Genomic DNA, 16,280 nt, shown 5'->3' with positions numbered 1-16,280 from the left:
AAATTAGAGGCCGGTTAGAAACCGGTTTCTAATAAAGTCCTTGTTTCGCGGACGGCAAGCACTCAATAATAGTACGGCCGTTCGATTTTCAATTCGGTCACATTGGAACGGTAGAACAGCTATGCGAAAAGGCGAACAAACCCGAGCCGCGATTCTCGACGCAGCACTCGATCTGGCAAGCCGAGACGGACTGGAAGGTCTGACGATTGGCCTGCTGGCCGAGCGCATGCAGATGAGCAAAAGCGGCGTGTTCGCGCATTTCGGGTCGCGCGAGGATCTGCAGGTCGAGGTCGTGCGCGAATATCACCGCCGTTTCGAAGACGAGGTGTTTTTCCCGAGCCTGCGCGAGCCGCGTGGTCTGCCGCGCTTGCGCGCGATGATTTCCCGCTGGTTCGAGAAGCGCATTCAGGAAGTCACGACCGGATGCATTTACATCAGCGGCGCCGTCGAATACGACGATCGCGCGGACAGCCAGGTGCGCGAGCAACTGGTGTCGAGCGTGACGACGTGGCGCGCGGCGCTCACGCGCGCGATTTCGCAAGCGATGGAAGAAGGGCATCTGCGTGCCGATACCGATCCGGAGCTGATGCTGTTCGAACTGTATAGCGTCACGCTCGGCCTGCATCATGACGCGCGCTTCCTGCATTTGCCGGATGCGGTGCGTCTCACGTGGGCCGCGCTCGAAAAACTGATTAATTCGTATCAGAGCGAAAGCCGTTAGCGGCGTCGCCGGAACTTACCGGAAACGCGCGGCGCACAAGGTCCGTACACGGACCCGGCCAACGGCCTGGCTTTTTGTCAATCTAGGGAGAGGAAGTCATGGGACAGTACGCCGCGCCGCTGCGCGACATGCAATTCGTGTTGCACGAACTGCTCAACGTCGAAGCCGAACTTCGGCACATGCCGAAGCACGCCGATCTCGACGCCGACACGATCAACGCGGTGCTCGAGGAAGCCGGCAAGTTCTGCTCCGAGGTGCTGTTCCCGCTCAACCACAGCGGCGATCAGGAAGGCTGCACGTATGCCGGCGACGGCGTCGTGACCACGCCAAAGGGCTTCAAGGAAGCCTATCAACAATACGTCGAAGCCGGCTGGCCGGCGCTTGGCTGCGACCCGGAATACGGCGGTCAGGGGCTGCCCGCGTTCGTCAACAACGCGCTCTATGAAATGCTGAACTCGGCGAATCAGGCGTGGACGATGTATCCGGGCCTGTCGCACGGCGCGTACGAATGCCTGCACGCGCATGGCACGCCGGAACTGCAGCAGCGCTATCTGCCGAAGCTCGTCGCGGGCGTCTGGACCGGCACGATGTGTCTGACCGAGCCGCATTGCGGCACCGACCTCGGCATTCTGCGCACCAAGGCCGAGCCGAACGGCGACGGCTCGTACTCGATCAGCGGCACCAAGATTTTCATCTCGAGCGGTGAACACGATCTGGCGGAGAACATCGTTCACCTCGTGCTCGCGCGTCTGCCGGATGCGCCGAAGGGCACCAAGGGCATTTCGCTGTTCATCGTGCCGAAGTTCGTGCCGAACGAAGCGGGCGAGCCCGGCGAGCGCAATGGCGTGAAGTGCGGCTCGATCGAGCACAAGATGGGCATTCACGGCAACGCGACCTGCGTGATCAATCTCGACAACGCGAAGGGCTGGATGGTCGGCGAGCCGAACAAAGGCCTGAATGCAATGTTCGTGATGATGAATGCCGCGCGTCTCGGCGTCGGCATGCAGAGCCTCGGCCTCACCGAAGTCGCGTATCAGAACTCGCTCACGTACGCGAAAGAGCGTCTGCAGATGCGTTCGCTGACGGGCCCGAAGGCACCGGAGAAGGCCGCCGATCCGATCATCGTGCATCCGGACGTGCGTCGCATGCTGCTCACGCAGAAGGCCTACGCCGAAGCCGGCCGCGCGTTCTCGTACTGGTCGGCGCTGCAGATCGACAAGGAGCTGTCGCACGCCGACGAAGCCGAGCGCAAGGAAGCCGCCGACCTCGTCGCGCTGCTCACGCCGATCCTGAAGGCGTTCCTGTCGGACAACGCGTTCGAAGGCACCAATCACGCGATGCAGATCTACGGCGGCCACGGCTTCATCGCCGAATGGGGCATGGAGCAGTACGTGCGCGACGCGCGCATCAACATGATCTACGAAGGTACCAACGGCATCCAGTCGCTCGATCTGCTCGGCCGCAAGGTGCTCGGCGACATGGGCGCGAAGCTGAAAAAGTTCGGCAAGCTCGTCGCCGAGTTCGTCGAAGCCGAAGGCATCAAGCCGGAAATGCAGGAGTTCGTGAACCCGCTCGCCGACATCGGCGAGAAGGTGCAGAAGCTGACGATGGAAATCGGCATGAAGGCGATGCAGAACCCGGACGAAGTCGGCGCCGCGGCCGTGCCGTATCTGCGCACGGTCGGCCACCTGGTGTTCTCGTACTTCTGGGCGCGCATGGCGCGTATCGCGCTGGACAAAGAGGCATCCGGCGATCCGTTCTACAAGGCGAAGCTCGCGACCGCTCGGTTCTACTTCGCGAAGCTGCTGCCCGAAACGGCAATGACGATCCGCCAGGCGCGGGCCGGTTCGAAGCCGATGATGGACGTCGAAGAAGCGTTGTTCTAACGCTCACAGAGAGAGCGAGGCGCCGGCGCGCAGCGAACCCGCGCTGCCTCGCTCCAGACCACACACCTCGCGCGAAGCATGGCTGACGCTTCGCGCCACCGCACAACTCTCCGGAGAAACGACGTGAGCAATCTGATCATTCGCAAGGTAGCCGTACTCGGCGCCGGCGTGATGGGCGCGCAGATCGCCGCGCACCTGATCAACGCCAAGGTGCCCGTGCTGCTGTTCGATCTGCCCGCCAAGGAAGGCCCGAAAAACGGCATCGCGCTGAAGGCGATCGAGAATCTGAAGAAGCTGTCGCCGGCGCCATTCGGCGTGAAGGACGACGCGCAATACATCCAGCCCGCGAACTACGACGACGACATCGAAAAGCTCGCCGAGTGCGACGTCGTGATCGAAGCGATCGCGGAGCGCATGGACTGGAAGCACGACCTGTACAAGAAGGTCGCGCCGCACATCGGTCCGAACGCGATCTTCGCGACCAATACGTCGGGGCTGTCGATCACCGCGTTGTCCGAAGGTTTCTCGGACGAACTGAAGGCGCGCTTCTGCGGCGTGCACTTCTTCAATCCGCCGCGCTACATGCATCTGGTCGAACTGATCCCGACCGCGACGACGCGTCCGGAAATTCTCGATCAGCTCGAAACCTTCCTGACCAGCGTGGTCGGCAAAGGCGTCGTGCGCGCGAAGGACACGCCGAACTTCATCGCCAATCGCGTCGGCGTTTTCTCGATCCTCGCGGTTATCGCCGAAGCCGGGAAGTTCGGTCTGCGTTTCGACGAAGTGGATGACCTGACCGGCGCGCGCCTCGGCCGCGCGAAGTCGGCGACGTTCCGCACCGCCGACGTGGTCGGTCTCGACACGATGGCGCACGTCATTAAGACGATGCAGGACACGCTGCCGGACGATCCCTTCTTGCCGGTCTACGAAACGCCTGCCGTGCTCGCTGAACTGGTGAAGAAAGGCGCGCTCGGCCAGAAGAGCGGCGCCGGCTTCTACCGCAAGGAAGGCAAGGCGATCAAGGTGCTCGATCCGAAGACCGGCAACTACGTCGACGGCGGCGGCAAGGCGGACGAAATCGTCGGCCGCATCCTGAAGCGTCCGGCTGCCGAGCGCCTGAAGCTGTTGCGCGAAACGCAGCATCCGCAGGCGCAGTTCCTGTGGTCGATCTTCCGCGACGTCTATCACTACATCGCCGTGCATCTGGAGTCGATCGCCGACAACGCGCGCGACGTCGACCTCGCGATCCGCTGGGGCTTCGGCTGGAACGAAGGTCCGTTCGAAGGCTGGCAGACGGCCGGCTGGAAGCAGGTCGCCCAGTGGGTGCAGGAAGACATCGCGGCAGGCAAGGCGCTCGCCAACGTGCCGCTGCCTTCGTGGGTGCTCGAAGGCGCGGTCGCCGACAAGGGCGGCGTGCACACGGCTGAAGGTTCGTGGTCGCCGGCCACGCAGAGCTTCGTGCCGCGCTCGTCGCTCGACGTGTACAAGAAGCAGGTGTTCCGTGCGCCGCTCGTCGGCGAAACCGGCGCCGATCCGAAGACCTTCGGCAAGACGCTGTTCGAGACCGATGCGGTGCGCGCATGGGTCGACGATCGCGCGGGCGAGGACGACGTGCTGATCGTGTCGTTCAAGAGCAAGATGAACACGATCGGACCGGCGGTGATCGAAGGTCTGACGCGGGCGATCGAACTGGCCGAGAAGGACTACAAGGGCCTCGTCGTGTGGCAGCCCACGTCGCTGAAGCTCGGCACGCCGGGCGGTCCGTTCTCGGCGGGCGCGAACCTCGAGGAAGCGATGCCCGCGTTCATGATGGGCGGTGCGAAGGGCATCGAGCCGTTCGTGAAGAGTTTCCAGCAGGGCATGCTGCGCGTGAAGTACGCGAACGTGCCGGTGGTTGCGGCGATCTCGGGTATCGCGCTCGGCGGCGGCTGCGAGCTCGCGCTGCACAGCGCGAAGCGCGTCGCGCACATCGAGAGCTATCTGGGTCTCGTCGAAGTCGGCGTGGGTCTGGTGCCGGCGGGCGGCGGCCTGAAAGAAGCGGCACTGCGCGCGGCGGAAGCGGCAAGCCAGGTTGGCGCGACCAACGATCTGCTGAAGTTCCTGCAGAAGTCGTTCGAGAACGCGGCAATGGCGAAGGTCTCGTCCTCGGCGCTCGATGCTCGCGCGATGGGCTATCTGAAGCCGTCCGACACGATCGTCTTCAACGTGTTCGAACTGCTCGACGTCGCGAAGAAGGAAGCGCGCGCGCTTGCCGCTGCGGGCTATCGTGCGCCGCTGCGCGCGACGCAGGTGCCGGTCGCGGGCCGCTCGGCGATCTCGACGATCAAGGCGTCGCTCGTCAACATGCGTGACGGCCGCTTCATCAGCGATCACGACTTCCTGATCGCGAGCCGCATCGCGGAAGCGGTGTGCGGCGGCGACGTCGAAGCGGGCAGCCTCGTCGACGAAGAATGGCTGCTGCAACTCGAGCGTCGTGCGTTCGTCGAGCTGCTCGGCACGCAGAAGACGCAGGAACGGATCATGGGCATGCTGCAGACCGGCAAGCCGGTGCGCAACTAAGCGGCGACTTGCGCCGACAGAGGAACTCGAAATGGCAAAGCAATTGCAAGACGCATATATCGTCGCCGCGAGCCGCACGCCGATCGGCAAGGCGCCGCGCGGCATGTTCAGGAACACGCGCCCGGATGAACTGCTGGTTCACGCGATCAAGTCGGCCGTCGCTCAGGTGCCCGGACTCGACACCGGCGTGATCGAAGACGCGATCGTCGGCTGCGCGATTCCGGAAGCGGAGCAGGGCCTGAACGTCGCGCGGATCGGCGCGCTGCTCGCCGGTCTGCCGAACACGGTCGGCGGCGTCACGGTGAACCGCTTCTGCGCGTCGGGTCTGACCGCGCTCGCGATGGCCGCGGACCGCATCCGCGTCGGCGAAGCGGACGCGATGATCGCGGGCGGCTGCGAATCGATGAGCATGGTGCCGATGATGGGCAACAAGCCGTCGCTGTCGCCGCATATCTTCGATCGCAACGAAGACGTCGGCATCGCATACGGCATGGGCCTGACCGCGGAGAAAGTCGCCGAGCGCTGGAAGATCAGCCGCGAAGCGCAGGACGCGTTCTCGGTCGAATCACACCGCCGCGCGATCGAGGCGCAACGGTCCGGCGAATTCAACGACGAAATCGCCGCGTACACGATCACCGACCGCGTGCCCGATCTCGCGACCGGCGAGATCAGCGTGAAAACGCGCGAGGTGAAGCTCGACGAAGGTCCGCGCGCGGACACGTCGATGGAAGGCCTGGCGAAGCTGCGCGCGGTGTTCGCGAACAAGGGCTCGGTCACGGCCGGCAACAGCTCGCAGACGTCGGACGGCGCGGGTGCGCTGATCGTCGTGTCGGAAAAGATCCTCAAGCAGTTCAACCTGACGCCGCTCGCGCGCTTCGTCAGCTTCGCGGTGCGCGGCGTGCCGCCGGAAATCATGGGCATCGGCCCGAAGGAAGCGATTCCGGCCGCGCTGAAGGCCGCCGGCCTGAAGCAGGACGACCTCGACTGGATCGAGCTTAATGAGGCGTTTGCCGCGCAGTCGCTCGCGGTGATTCAGGACCTCGGCCTCGATGCGTCGAAGATCAACCCGCTCGGCGGCGCGATCGCACTGGGCCATCCGCTCGGCGCGACGGGCGCGATTCGTGCGGCGACCGTGGTGCACGGCCTGCGCCGCCGCAACTACAAGTACGGCATGGTGACGATGTGCGTCGGTACCGGCATGGGCGCGGCGGGCATCATCGAGCGTCTGTGAGCCGCTGATCGAACGGGGGATCCTTCGGTGATCCACTAAGGACCGTGCAACGGTTCGCAGGCCGCCCGGCTTGCGAACCGTTTTTACATTCAGCAGGAGCACAAGGAGATGAGCGGGATGACGACGGATATTCTGGTCGAGCGCGCCGATGCGGTGCTGACCATCAGCTTCAACCGGCCCGGCAGGAAAAACGCGATCACGGCCGCGATGTATCAGACGATGGCCGACACGCTCGTAGAAGCGCAGGGCGACACGTCGGTGCGCGCGATCCTGATTCGCGGCAGCGCGGGCATTTTCAGCGCCGGCAACGATCTCGAAGACTTCATGAAGACGCCGCAGGTCAGCGGCAACCCGCCGGTGATCCAGTTCCTGCGCGCGATCAGCGCGGCGGAGAAGCCGCTCGTGGCGGCGGTCGCGGGGCCGGCGGTTGGCGTCGGCACGACGCTGCTGCTGCATTGCGATCTGGTCTACGCGGCCGACACCGCGAGCTTTTCGCTGCCGTTCACGCAGCTCGGGCTGTGCCCGGAGGCGGCGTCGAGCTTGCTGCTGCAACGCGTAGCCGGCTATCAGGCGGCGGCGGAAAAACTGCTGCTCGGCGAGGCGTTCGACGCGGCGGAAGCGCTCCGCATGGGCTTGGTGAATCGCGTGCTGCCGGCGGGCGAAGTCGATGCGTTCGCGGCGTCGCAGGCTGCGAAGCTGGCAGCGCTGCCGGCGTCGTCATTGCGCGTGACGAAGAGCCTGATGAAACGCGCGAGCCAACAGGAAGTGCAGACGCAGATGAGCGAGGAATTCGTGCACTTCGGCAAGATGCTGCTCGCGCCTGAGGCGCGCGAGGCGTTCAAGGCGTTCTTCGAGAAGCGCAAGCCGGATTTCCGGCAGTTCGACTGAGGGACGTACGGCGCAGTCCTGCTTCGTGGCGGGTTAGCCGCGAGTCGCCGCTGCGCCGCTTCGATCGCTCAACCCCGCGGCTGCCACGTGTCGTAATCGACGTAGCTGCCTTCGCGGCAGAAGCTCACGAGCCGCACACCCGCCTCGCGCGCAATCGCAATCGCGAGCGACGACGGCGCCGAGATCGTCGCGACCATCGGCACGTCGACGCGCGCGGCCTTGCGCACCAGTTCGTAGCTCGCGCGGCTCGACAAAAACACGAAACCGTCGCGCGTATCGGCGCGATCGAGCACGAGCTGGCCGATCAGCTTGTCGAGCGCGTTGTGGCGGCCGACGTCCTCGAACGCATAGCGGATCGCGCCTTGCGCATCACACCACGCGGCCGCGTGCAGGCCGCCCGTCAAACGCGTGAGCGCCTGGTGCTCGGGCAGCGCGCGCGCGGCGCGCGCGATCGCATCGGCCGCGAGCCGTTGCAGAAAACCGGTGTCCGCTACACGCTGCGGTTTCAGATCGAGCAGATCGATGCTTTCGATGCCGCACACGCCGCAGCCGGTGCGCCCGGCGAGCGCGCGGCGCTTTTCCTTCAAACCGGCGAACGCCTGTTGCACGACCTGCAACCGCACCTCGGCATGCGGCAGTTCGCCATGCCCGTGCAGTTCGACCTCGATGTCCTGAATATCGCTGCCGCGCTCGACGATCCCCTCGGAAATCGCGAAGCCGACCGCGAACGCTTCGAGATCGCGCGGCGTGCACATCATCACCGCGTGCGAGATGCCGTTGAACACCAGCGCGACCGGCCACTCCTGGCCGACGTGATCGGTGGCGGTTTCGATCGACGTGCCGCGATGGCGGCGCACCTCGAGTTGCACCGCGCCGGGTTGTTCGTCGCTGTCGAGGTCGTGGGGCTGCCCGTTTGCCGCCTCGGTTGCGCGTCCGTTTTCCTGTCCGTTCAAGCTGCTTCACTCCTGTAGCATGCCGCGCATTCAAGTGCCCGCCCGGCTCGCCGTATGCTTCAAGGCCGCCGCCGCGCGGGCCGCCGTCGCGCGAATAAGGTTCTAAAATACCTCAAGCGACGCCCGCACGCTGTCCGCCACCGACAAGGAGCACTGACATGGGACTCAACGAAGCACCGCTTCTGTTCGACTTCGAAGTCGCGTCTTCGGAGAATTTCACTTATATCCCGATGTCGGTGCGCTTCAATCTCGACCGTTTCGGGCTGCGCATCACGCTCGCGCAGTGGCAGCAACTGCCGCTCGAAGACCGCAAGCTGCTCGCGCGTTTCCCGGTCGAAGAGGACACGCAGATCGAACCGAACTTCGATCACGCGCTGTTCGAGATGCTGCGCACGCACGCGAACATCGAACCGGAGTGGTTCACGCCGGAGGAGTCGCCGGCCTGGCGGCAAACCGACAGTGTGCCCGACGGCGTCGCGCATCAGGCGGGGCTGGCGGGGCTCGCCGCGCCGAGCGTCGCGCGCTGGGCGGAGCTCGATCCATTCAAGCGCTACGTGCTCGCGAAGCTGTCGCGCAAGCCCGAGGCGAACCACGATTTCGTCCCGGCGATGAAGGAGTTTGGAGCGGCCGGCTAGGCGCGGCCGGCTAGGTGCGGCCGGCTAGGCGCGGCCGGCCAGGAGCGGGGCGCTCCGCAACCTCCCCCCAATCCTCAGATTTTTTTCACGCCGACCCTCAACCCGCTTCCGATCGCTGCCGATATCCAAAGGTTGGCGCGTAAAAGATTTGCATCGATGCGGCCCGACGCACCGGTAGCGAGCGCGCTCTCCCGCCCTCGGAACGATTGACGTTCGGAACCCATGAATCCTTTTTTGTCGAAGCGACTGCTGATCAATATTGCGGTCGTGGTCGTCGCGGTCGGTGCAAACGCGTTCGTCGCGTACACGCAGATTCGCGGGCAGCGAGACGCCGATGCGCGCCTCGCGCGCTCGACCAGCGTGCGCCAGAACCTCGATGCGTATCACGCCGCGCTCGGTAAAGCGCTCGCCGCGGTGCACCGCCTGAAGGAATCGGGCGATCCGGTCCCGCCGGACGCGGCCGCTTCGATGACGAGCACACTCGCGAGCCGCGAGGATGCATTGCGCGACGAGCTCGCGACCGAGCCGCCCATGTCGGCGGCGCTCGCCAGCCTGAGCGCGGCGCGGCACGCGCTGCAGCACGATCTAGATGAGACGCTGCGCAACCACGCGAGCGACTTACCCGGCGCGGCCAGCGTGACGTCGGGCGCCGCATCGACCGAAGCACCGATCTCGGCCTCCCCCGACGCATCCGTCGACTCCGCGCCGTCCAACCCGCAGCTTGCCGCCTCGCTAGAGCGTGTCGAAGCCGCGCTCGCCACGTTGCGCAGCGAGGAAAACCGCTCGTTGCAAGCCGCGCTCGCGGCATCGGCGAGCGACAGCCAGCGCGCGATGTTCGTACTGCTCGTGACGATGCTCTCCGGCAGCGTGCTGCTGATGCTTACGTTCGGCGTGCGCGAGAACAGCGCGCGTGAAAAGCTGCGCAGCGCCCGCGCGCTGGCGCGCAACGACGAGCGTTTTCGCAGCCTGTTCGACGATCACCGGGTGCCGATGTACATCTTCGATCGCGACACGCTGCGCTTTCTCGCCGTCAACACTGCCGCGATCGAGCAATACGGCTACACGGAAAGCGAGTTTCTGCGTATGACGATCCGCGCGATTCACCCGAATTCCGAAGTTGCGCGCCTCGAGAGGCACCTGGCGCGCAGCGCGGACTTGCGCCAGAGCCACACGATGGCAGGCATCTGGCGGCATCGGCGCAAGGACGGTACGATCGTCAGCGTCAACATGTCGTATCACGCGCTCAGCTTCATGAGCCGCGACGCGTCGTTCGTGCTGGCGGACGACGTGACCGATCAGATCAACGCCGAAGCCGAAGCGCTGCGCTCGAATCAGATGCTCGAAGCGGTGATCGACAACATTCCGCAGCGGATCTTCTGGAAGGATCTGAACTCGCGCTATCTGGGCTGCAACATGGCGTTCGCGCGCGACGCGGGGCTCGCGTATCCCGAGCAGGTGATCGGCAAGAGCGACACCGATTTGCCGTGGCGCGCGTTCGCCGACCTGCTGAACGAGCACGATCGAGAAGTCGCGAGCACCGGGGTGCCGAAGATGAACTTCGAGGTCGACTTCGTGATCGACGGCGTGCATCGCACGAGGGTCACGAGCAAGCTGCCGTTCACCGACGGCGACGGCCAGGTGATCGGCGTGCTCGGCTCGTACACCGACATCACCGAGCAAAAGCGCGCCGATCTCGCGCTGCGTCTGCAAAGCCGTGCGCTCGACGCGAGTGTCAACGCGATCCTGATTACCGCGCCGTCGCCGTCGGGCAATCTGATCGAATACGTGAATCCGGCGTTCATGCGCATCACCGGCTACGATCTCGATGAGGTGATCGGTCACGACTGCCGCGTGCTGCAGCGCGACGACCGTGATCAGGAAGGCGTCGCGTTGATCCGCGAGGCGCTCGCGGCGAATCGCGAGGTCAGCGCGGTGGTGCGCAACTATCGTAAGGACGGCGCGCTGTTCTGGAATCAGCTGTTCATCGCGCCTGTGCCGAACGCGGAAGGCGTGATCACCCATCATATCGGCGTGATCAACGACGTCACCGAGCTGATCCGCTATCAGGAACAACTCGAATACCAGGCCAACTACGACGGCCTCACGCGGCTGCCGAACCGCAACCTGCTGCGCGACCGGCTCGAACATGCGCTCGTCGTCGCGCAGCGGCATCACACGGGCGTGGCAGTCGTGTTCCTCGATCTCGACGGCTTCAAGAACGTCAACGACAGCCTCGGTCATAGCGTCGGCGACCGGCTGCTCGGCGTGGTCGCCGAGCGGCTCGCGCGCTGCTCGCGCACTAGCGACACGGTCGCGCGCCACGGCGGCGACGAGTTCGTGATCGTGATGACCGACACCGTCGACGAGCAATCGCTGATCACGTGGATGGAGCGCGTGCGCGCGTCGATCGCCGAGCCCGTGTGGCTCGACGGCACGGAGCTGTACGTCGGCTGCAGCATGGGTGCGAGCCTGTTCCCGCAAGACGGCGAGGACGCCGAAACGCTGATGAAGAAGGCCGACGTCGCGATGTACCGCGCGAAGGACATGGGCCGCAACACGTTCCAGTTCTACCAGCCGGAGATGAACGCGAGCGCGGGCGCGCGCCTGAATCTCGAACGGCGCCTGCGCCGCGCGCTGCGCGACAACGAGTTCCTGCTGCACTATCAGCCGCAGGTCGATATCGTCAGCGGCCAGATCGTCGGCATCGAGGCGCTGGTGCGCTGGCGCGATCCGGAGGCCGGGCTCGTGCCGCCGTCGTCGTTCATTCCGCTCGCCGAGGAAAGCGGGCTGATCGGGCCGCTGTCGGAGTGGGTGCTGCGCGAGGCATGTCGGCAGAACAAGGCGTGGCAGGATCAGGGCTTGCCGCCCGCGCGCGTGTCGGTGAATCTGTCGGCGCGGGTGTTCCAGCAGCGCGACATCGCGAAGCTCGTGATGCAGGTGCTCGCCGAGACCGGGCTCGAACCGAAGTATCTCGAACTCGAGCTGACCGAGAGCACGATCATGCGCAACGCGGAAGAAGCGGTGTTGATGCTCAACGAGCTGCACGCGCTCGGCATCGGTCTCGCGATAGACGACTTCGGCACCGGCTATTCGAGCCTCAGCTATCTGAAACGTTTCCCGGTGGACCGCCTCAAGATCGACCGCTCGTTCGTATCGGATATCGGCGTGTCGGGCGACGACGAGACGATCACGTCGGCGATCATCGCGCTCGCGCATTCGCTGAAGCTGCAGGTGATCGCCGAGGGCGTCGAAACGTCCGCACAACTCAACTTCCTGAAAGAACGCGCGTGCGACGAGATGCAGGGCTTCTATTTCGCGAAGCCGCTATCGACCGAGGGGATTTCCGAGCTGCTGCATGGCGGGTTGGTGCCGGAGCTGGAGCCGGCGTGAAGGGGGCGTGACCCGCGGCGCCCAGGGTCGCCGCGTGTCGCCGCGGGCCGTGTCAAACGCCGGTCACTCCGCTGGCGTGTCCTTGAATACCGGCAGGCTTTCCGCGAACGCGGAAAATTTCTCGAGCCGCGGATGATCGGCCTTGCTGACCGCCTCCGGCAGCAGCATGTGCGTGAACTGCCATGCGACGGCGACGGCCACGTCCGCCGCGCTGAACTGCTGCTGCGTGTCGGGCAGCGGCCCTTCGCCCAACTCGCGTTCGAGTTCGGCATAGGCGGCGAGCAGTTGCGCTCTTACGCGCTCCACCCACGGTTCATGCTGCTTCTCCTGCGGCCGCAGATTGCGCTCGTAGACGATCTGCACGCTCTTTTCGCACGCGGCGAGCGCGAGACCCGTCAGGCGCGCGGCGCGCAACGCCGCGTCGGCTTGAGTCGGGAACAGCGGAGTGGGACCGGCGAGCGTCGCCAGATACTGCAGGATCACCGTCGAATCCATCACGACCGCGCCGTTGTCGGCGACGAGCGTCGGCGCTTTGACGACCGGGTTGATCTTTGCGAACTGGTCGTAGGTGCGGAATACCGAAATCGACTCGTGTTCGAAGTCGAGCGCGAGCAGCTTCATGCAGATGGCGACGCGCCGCACGTACGGCGAGTCGAGCATTCCGATCAGTTTCATCACGTATCCATTAGAAGAGCGACTATGGGGCGCCCGGGCCTCGTGCGCTGATCGGCTGCAACGGCTAGCGGGTGGCGCGGCGCGTGACGCGGGGAACCGCTAGCTTAAGCATCCTTGCTGGCTCAGTCCAGCACGGGCAGTGCGCGCGGACGGCGGTCGCTATCGGTGGCGACGTAGGTGAGGATCGCTTCCGTGACCTTGACGACTTCCTGCGACAGGCTCATCCGCTGCGCGTAGACCTCGACCGACACCGTCACCGACGTATTGCCGGTCTTCACGATATCCGCGTAAAAGCTCAGCAGGTCGCCGACGAACACCGGCTGCTTGAACAGGAACGAATTGACCGCGATCGTCGCGACCCGTCCATTCGCACGACGGCTTGCCGGAATCGAGCCGGCGATGTCGACCTGCGCCATGATCCAGCCGCCGAAAACGTCGCCGTGAATGTTCGCGTCCGACGGCTGCGGCATCACGCGCAGCGCGCAAGGCTTGGAAGGAAGTTGAAGAAGATCGGTCATCGGGACATCCTTGGGAAACGTGTTCGAGTGTATTGACGCGCACGGACGCAACGGCTGGGCCAGCCCGACCATAGGCTGCGGAAAGCGCCGCCAGCTGGCTTCTGCGACAATACGGGGGATCACGAATTGTACGGGAAAGCGCCCAGCCAGGCGCGCGAGCCGCGCCGCTGCGAACTCCGGCAGTTCCACACTCTCTCCACGATTTATGCGCCGCGCCCCTTCGTCAGAACCTTCGCCGATTTCCACCGGACCCCGCAACGACTGGCAAACGATCCTGTCGCTGCTGCCATATCTTGCAACCTACAAATGGCGAGTCGGCATCGCGCTCGGCTGCCTGATCGGCGCGAAGGTCGCGAACCTCGGCGTGCCGATCGTGATGAAGCACATCGTCGACAGTCTCGCGTCGATCCGGCATCTGACCGCGCTCGGCCGCGCGCAGGACGCGCCCGGCATCGTGCTGCTCGGCGGTGTCGGTTTGCTGGTGGTCGCGTATGCGGTGGTGCGGCTGTCCACGTCGTTCTTCACCGAGCTGCGCGAAATGCTGTTTTCGAAAGTGACGGAAAGCGCGGTGCGCCAGCTCGCGCTGAAAGTGTTTCGTCATCTGCACGGGCTGTCGCTGCGTTTCCATCTGGAGCGGCAGACGGGCGGCATGTCGCGCGATATCGAACGCGGCACGCGCGGCATCACGCAGCTGATTTCCTATTCGCTGTACAGCATCCTGCCGACGCTCGTCGAAGTGGGGCTCGTTCTCGGCTTTTTCGTCGTCAAGTACGAGGCCTATTACGCGATCGTCACGTTCATCGCGCTCGCGGCCTACATCGCGTTCACGGTGAAGGTCACCGAGTGGCGCACTCACTTTCGCCGCACGATGAACGAGCTCGATTCGAAGGCGAATTCGCGCGCGATCGACTCGCTGCTCAACTACGAGACCGTCAAGTACTTCGGCAACGAGGAGTGGGAGGCGAGCCGCTACGACGAAAACCTGAAGCGCTATCGCGCGGCGGCGATCAAGTCGCAGCGTTCGCTGTCGGCGCTGAACTTCGGACAGCAGGCGATCATCGGCACGGGGCTCGTGTTCATCCTGTGGCGCGCGACCCAGGGCGTGATGGCCGGGCGCCTGACGCTCGGCGACCTGGTGCTGATCAACACGTTCATGCTGCAGCTGTATATCCCGCTGAATTTTCTCGGCGTGGTCTATCGTGAGCTGAAGCAAAGCCTGACCGACATGGACCGCATGTTCACGCTGCTCGGCGCGCCGCAGGAAGTGCCCGATGCGCCCAATGCGGTGGCCTTGCAGGTCAGCGGCGCGCAGGTGCGTTTCGACAACGTGAGCTTCGCGTACGAGTCTTCGCGACCGATTCTGCACGACGTGAGCTTTACCATCGCGGCCGGCACGACGACCGCGGTGGTCGGCCACAGCGGCTCGGGCAAGTCGACGCTCGCGCGGCTCCTGTTCCGCTTCTACGATCTCGACCGCGCGACGGGCGGCGCGATCCGGATCGACGGGCAGGACATTCGCGACGTCACGCAGGATTCGTTGCGCGCGTCGATCGGCATCGTGCCGCAGGACACGGTGCTATTTAACGACTCGATCTACTACAACATCGCGTACGGGCGGCCGTCGGCGACGCGCGACGAAGTGATCGCGGCGGCGCGCGCCGCGCACATCCACGAGTTCATCGAGAGTCTGCCGAAGGGCTACGACACGCCGGTCGGCGAGCGCGGGCTCAAGCTGTCCGGCGGCGAAAAGCAGCGCGTCGCGATCGCGCGGACCATCCTGAAGAATCCGCCGATCCTGCTGTTCGACGAAGCGACGTCCGCACTGGATTCACGCTCGGAGCGCGCGATCCAGCACGAACTCGACCTGATCGCGCGCGAACGCACGACGCTGATCATCGCGCACCGGTTATCGACGGTCGTGCACGCGCAGCAGATCATCGTGATGGACAAGGGGCGCATCGTCGAGCGCGGCACGCACGCCGAGCTATTGCGCGCGAACGGCCTGTTCGCGCAGATGTGGGCGTTGCAGCAGCGCGCCGCGCAGACCACGGACGCGGTGGAAAGGGCGGAAGCGGTCGGCGCGGGCGAGAGCGCGGCGAAGTAAAGCTCAGCGCGAGCGCAACAGCCGATCGAGCGCTTCCAGCTGCGCCTGCGTGCCGACGTTCTCCCACACGCCTTCGTACAGCTCGCCGCTCGCGAGCCCACGCGCGATCGTCTCGCGATAATACGGGCTCAGCGCGCGCCGTGTGCCCCGCGGCAGATCGCGGAACATGCGCGTGTCGTACAGCCCGAAACTGCCGAACGTGAGGCGCGGCTGCGTGTCGAGCGACAGCACGCCGTCGACGAGGCCGAAGTCGCCGTTCGGGTGAAACGGCGGATTCGGCACCATTACCAGATGCATGCCGGGCTCGGGCAGCGCCTGCAGCGCGCCGGCGTGCGCGTGCAGTGCGGCGTAGTCGTAATCGGTGTAGACGTCGCCGGCCACCGCGACGAACACGTGATCCGCGCCGTCGTCGGTCAGTAGCGGGAGCGCCTGCGCGATGCCGCCCGCGGTCTCCAGCGCCTCGTGCTCGGGCGAGTAGCGCAATTCGACCTGCCAGCGCGAACCGTCGCCGAGCGCGGCTTCGAGCTGCGCGCCGAGCCACGCATGATTGATCACGATGCTACGGATGCCGGCCCGCGCGAGCCGTTCGATCTGCCACACGATCAGCGGCTTGCCGCCCACTTCGAGCAAGGGCTTCGGGCACGCGTCGGTCAACGGACGCATGCGCTCGCCGCGGCCCGCGGCGAAAATCATCGCTTTATTCACGGACGTCGTCATCGG

The 16,280-nt window shown here is 65.1% G+C and carries 12 protein-coding genes; 8 read left to right on the top strand and 4 right to left on the bottom strand.

Features of this window, described 5'->3' with window-relative positions; all coding sequences use genetic code 11:
• The first annotated feature begins 121 nt into the window (after positions 1-121).
• The 5 genes from QFZ94_RS28120 to QFZ94_RS28100 all read left to right on the top strand — a co-directional run bounded on the left by QFZ94_RS28120 (position 122) and on the right by QFZ94_RS28100 (position 7,285).
• Positions 122-721: a TetR/AcrR family transcriptional regulator gene (locus QFZ94_RS28120; RefSeq protein ID WP_410848154.1), complete on the top strand. Its 600-nt coding sequence runs from the start codon at positions 122-124 to the stop codon at positions 719-721.
• A gap of 98 nt (positions 722-819) precedes the next feature.
• Entirely contained in the window at positions 820-2,607 is a 1,788-nt protein-coding gene (locus QFZ94_RS28115; protein ID WP_152854723.1) for an acyl-CoA dehydrogenase C-terminal domain-containing protein, read from the top strand.
• Positions 2,608-2,730: 123 nt separating this feature from the next.
• Complete coding sequence (locus QFZ94_RS28110) at positions 2,731-5,166, top strand: 3-hydroxyacyl-CoA dehydrogenase/enoyl-CoA hydratase family protein (RefSeq protein ID WP_429460928.1); 2,436 nt, start codon at positions 2,731-2,733, stop codon at positions 5,164-5,166.
• Positions 5,167-5,197: 31 nt separating this feature from the next.
• Entirely contained in the window at positions 5,198-6,397 is a 1,200-nt protein-coding gene (locus tag QFZ94_RS28105; protein WP_368584486.1) for an acetyl-CoA C-acyltransferase, read from the top strand.
• Positions 6,398-6,514: 117 nt separating this feature from the next.
• Entirely contained in the window at positions 6,515-7,285 is a 771-nt protein-coding gene (locus QFZ94_RS28100; RefSeq protein ID WP_429460926.1) for an enoyl-CoA hydratase, read from the top strand.
• A 68-nt stretch (positions 7,286-7,353) separates the two neighbouring features.
• Here QFZ94_RS28100 and fdhD read toward each other — a convergent pair whose 3' ends face one another.
• The gene (gene fdhD, locus QFZ94_RS28095) at positions 7,354-8,238 is read right to left on the bottom strand and encodes a formate dehydrogenase accessory sulfurtransferase FdhD (RefSeq protein ID WP_429460924.1); all 885 of its coding nucleotides are present in this window, start codon (positions 8,236-8,238) and stop codon (positions 7,354-7,356) included.
• Between the two features lie 158 nt (positions 8,239-8,396).
• On the opposite strand from fdhD, the gene QFZ94_RS28090 reads away from it, so the two are divergent.
• Together QFZ94_RS28090 and QFZ94_RS28085 are read left to right on the top strand one after the other, a co-directional pair.
• On the top strand, positions 8,397-8,873 hold the full coding sequence (locus tag QFZ94_RS28090; RefSeq protein ID WP_013088389.1) for a nitrate reductase associated protein: 477 nt from the start codon (positions 8,397-8,399) through the stop codon (positions 8,871-8,873).
• Positions 8,874-9,095: 222 nt separating this feature from the next.
• Positions 9,096-12,263 carry a sensor domain-containing protein gene (locus tag QFZ94_RS28085; protein WP_429460922.1) on the top strand — a complete coding sequence of 1,056 codons (3,168 nt, stop codon included), beginning with the start codon at positions 9,096-9,098 and terminating at the stop codon, positions 12,261-12,263.
• Positions 12,264-12,326: 63 nt separating this feature from the next.
• On the opposite strand, the gene QFZ94_RS28080 is transcribed toward QFZ94_RS28085, so the two are convergent.
• The gene (locus QFZ94_RS28080) at positions 12,327-12,938 is read right to left on the bottom strand and encodes a glutathione S-transferase family protein (protein WP_368584490.1); all 612 of its coding nucleotides are present in this window, start codon (positions 12,936-12,938) and stop codon (positions 12,327-12,329) included.
• Positions 12,939-13,060: 122 nt separating this feature from the next.
• Positions 13,061-13,456, bottom strand: a complete 396-nt coding sequence (locus tag QFZ94_RS28075) for an acyl-CoA thioesterase (RefSeq protein WP_013088392.1) — start codon at positions 13,454-13,456, stop codon at positions 13,061-13,063.
• Positions 13,457-13,661: 205 nt separating this feature from the next.
• On the opposite strand from QFZ94_RS28075, the gene QFZ94_RS28070 reads away from it, so the two are divergent.
• Positions 13,662-15,560: an ABCB family ABC transporter ATP-binding protein/permease gene (locus QFZ94_RS28070; RefSeq protein ID WP_429460919.1), complete on the top strand. Its 1,899-nt coding sequence runs from the start codon at positions 13,662-13,664 to the stop codon at positions 15,558-15,560.
• A 3-nt stretch (positions 15,561-15,563) separates the two neighbouring features.
• Here QFZ94_RS28070 and murU read toward each other — a convergent pair whose 3' ends face one another.
• Positions 15,564-16,277, bottom strand: a complete 714-nt coding sequence (murU, locus tag QFZ94_RS28065; protein WP_429460917.1) for an N-acetylmuramate alpha-1-phosphate uridylyltransferase MurU — start codon at positions 16,275-16,277, stop codon at positions 15,564-15,566.
• Positions 16,278-16,280: the final 3 nt, after the last annotated feature.

The sequence above is a fragment of the Paraburkholderia sp. JPY465 genome, assembly GCF_050436725.1.
Taxonomy (GTDB): Bacteria; Pseudomonadota; Gammaproteobacteria; order Burkholderiales; family Burkholderiaceae; genus Paraburkholderia; species Paraburkholderia youngii.
Note: the sequence above shows the minus strand (reverse complement) of the source record. Positions and strands in the feature narration are given on the sequence as shown.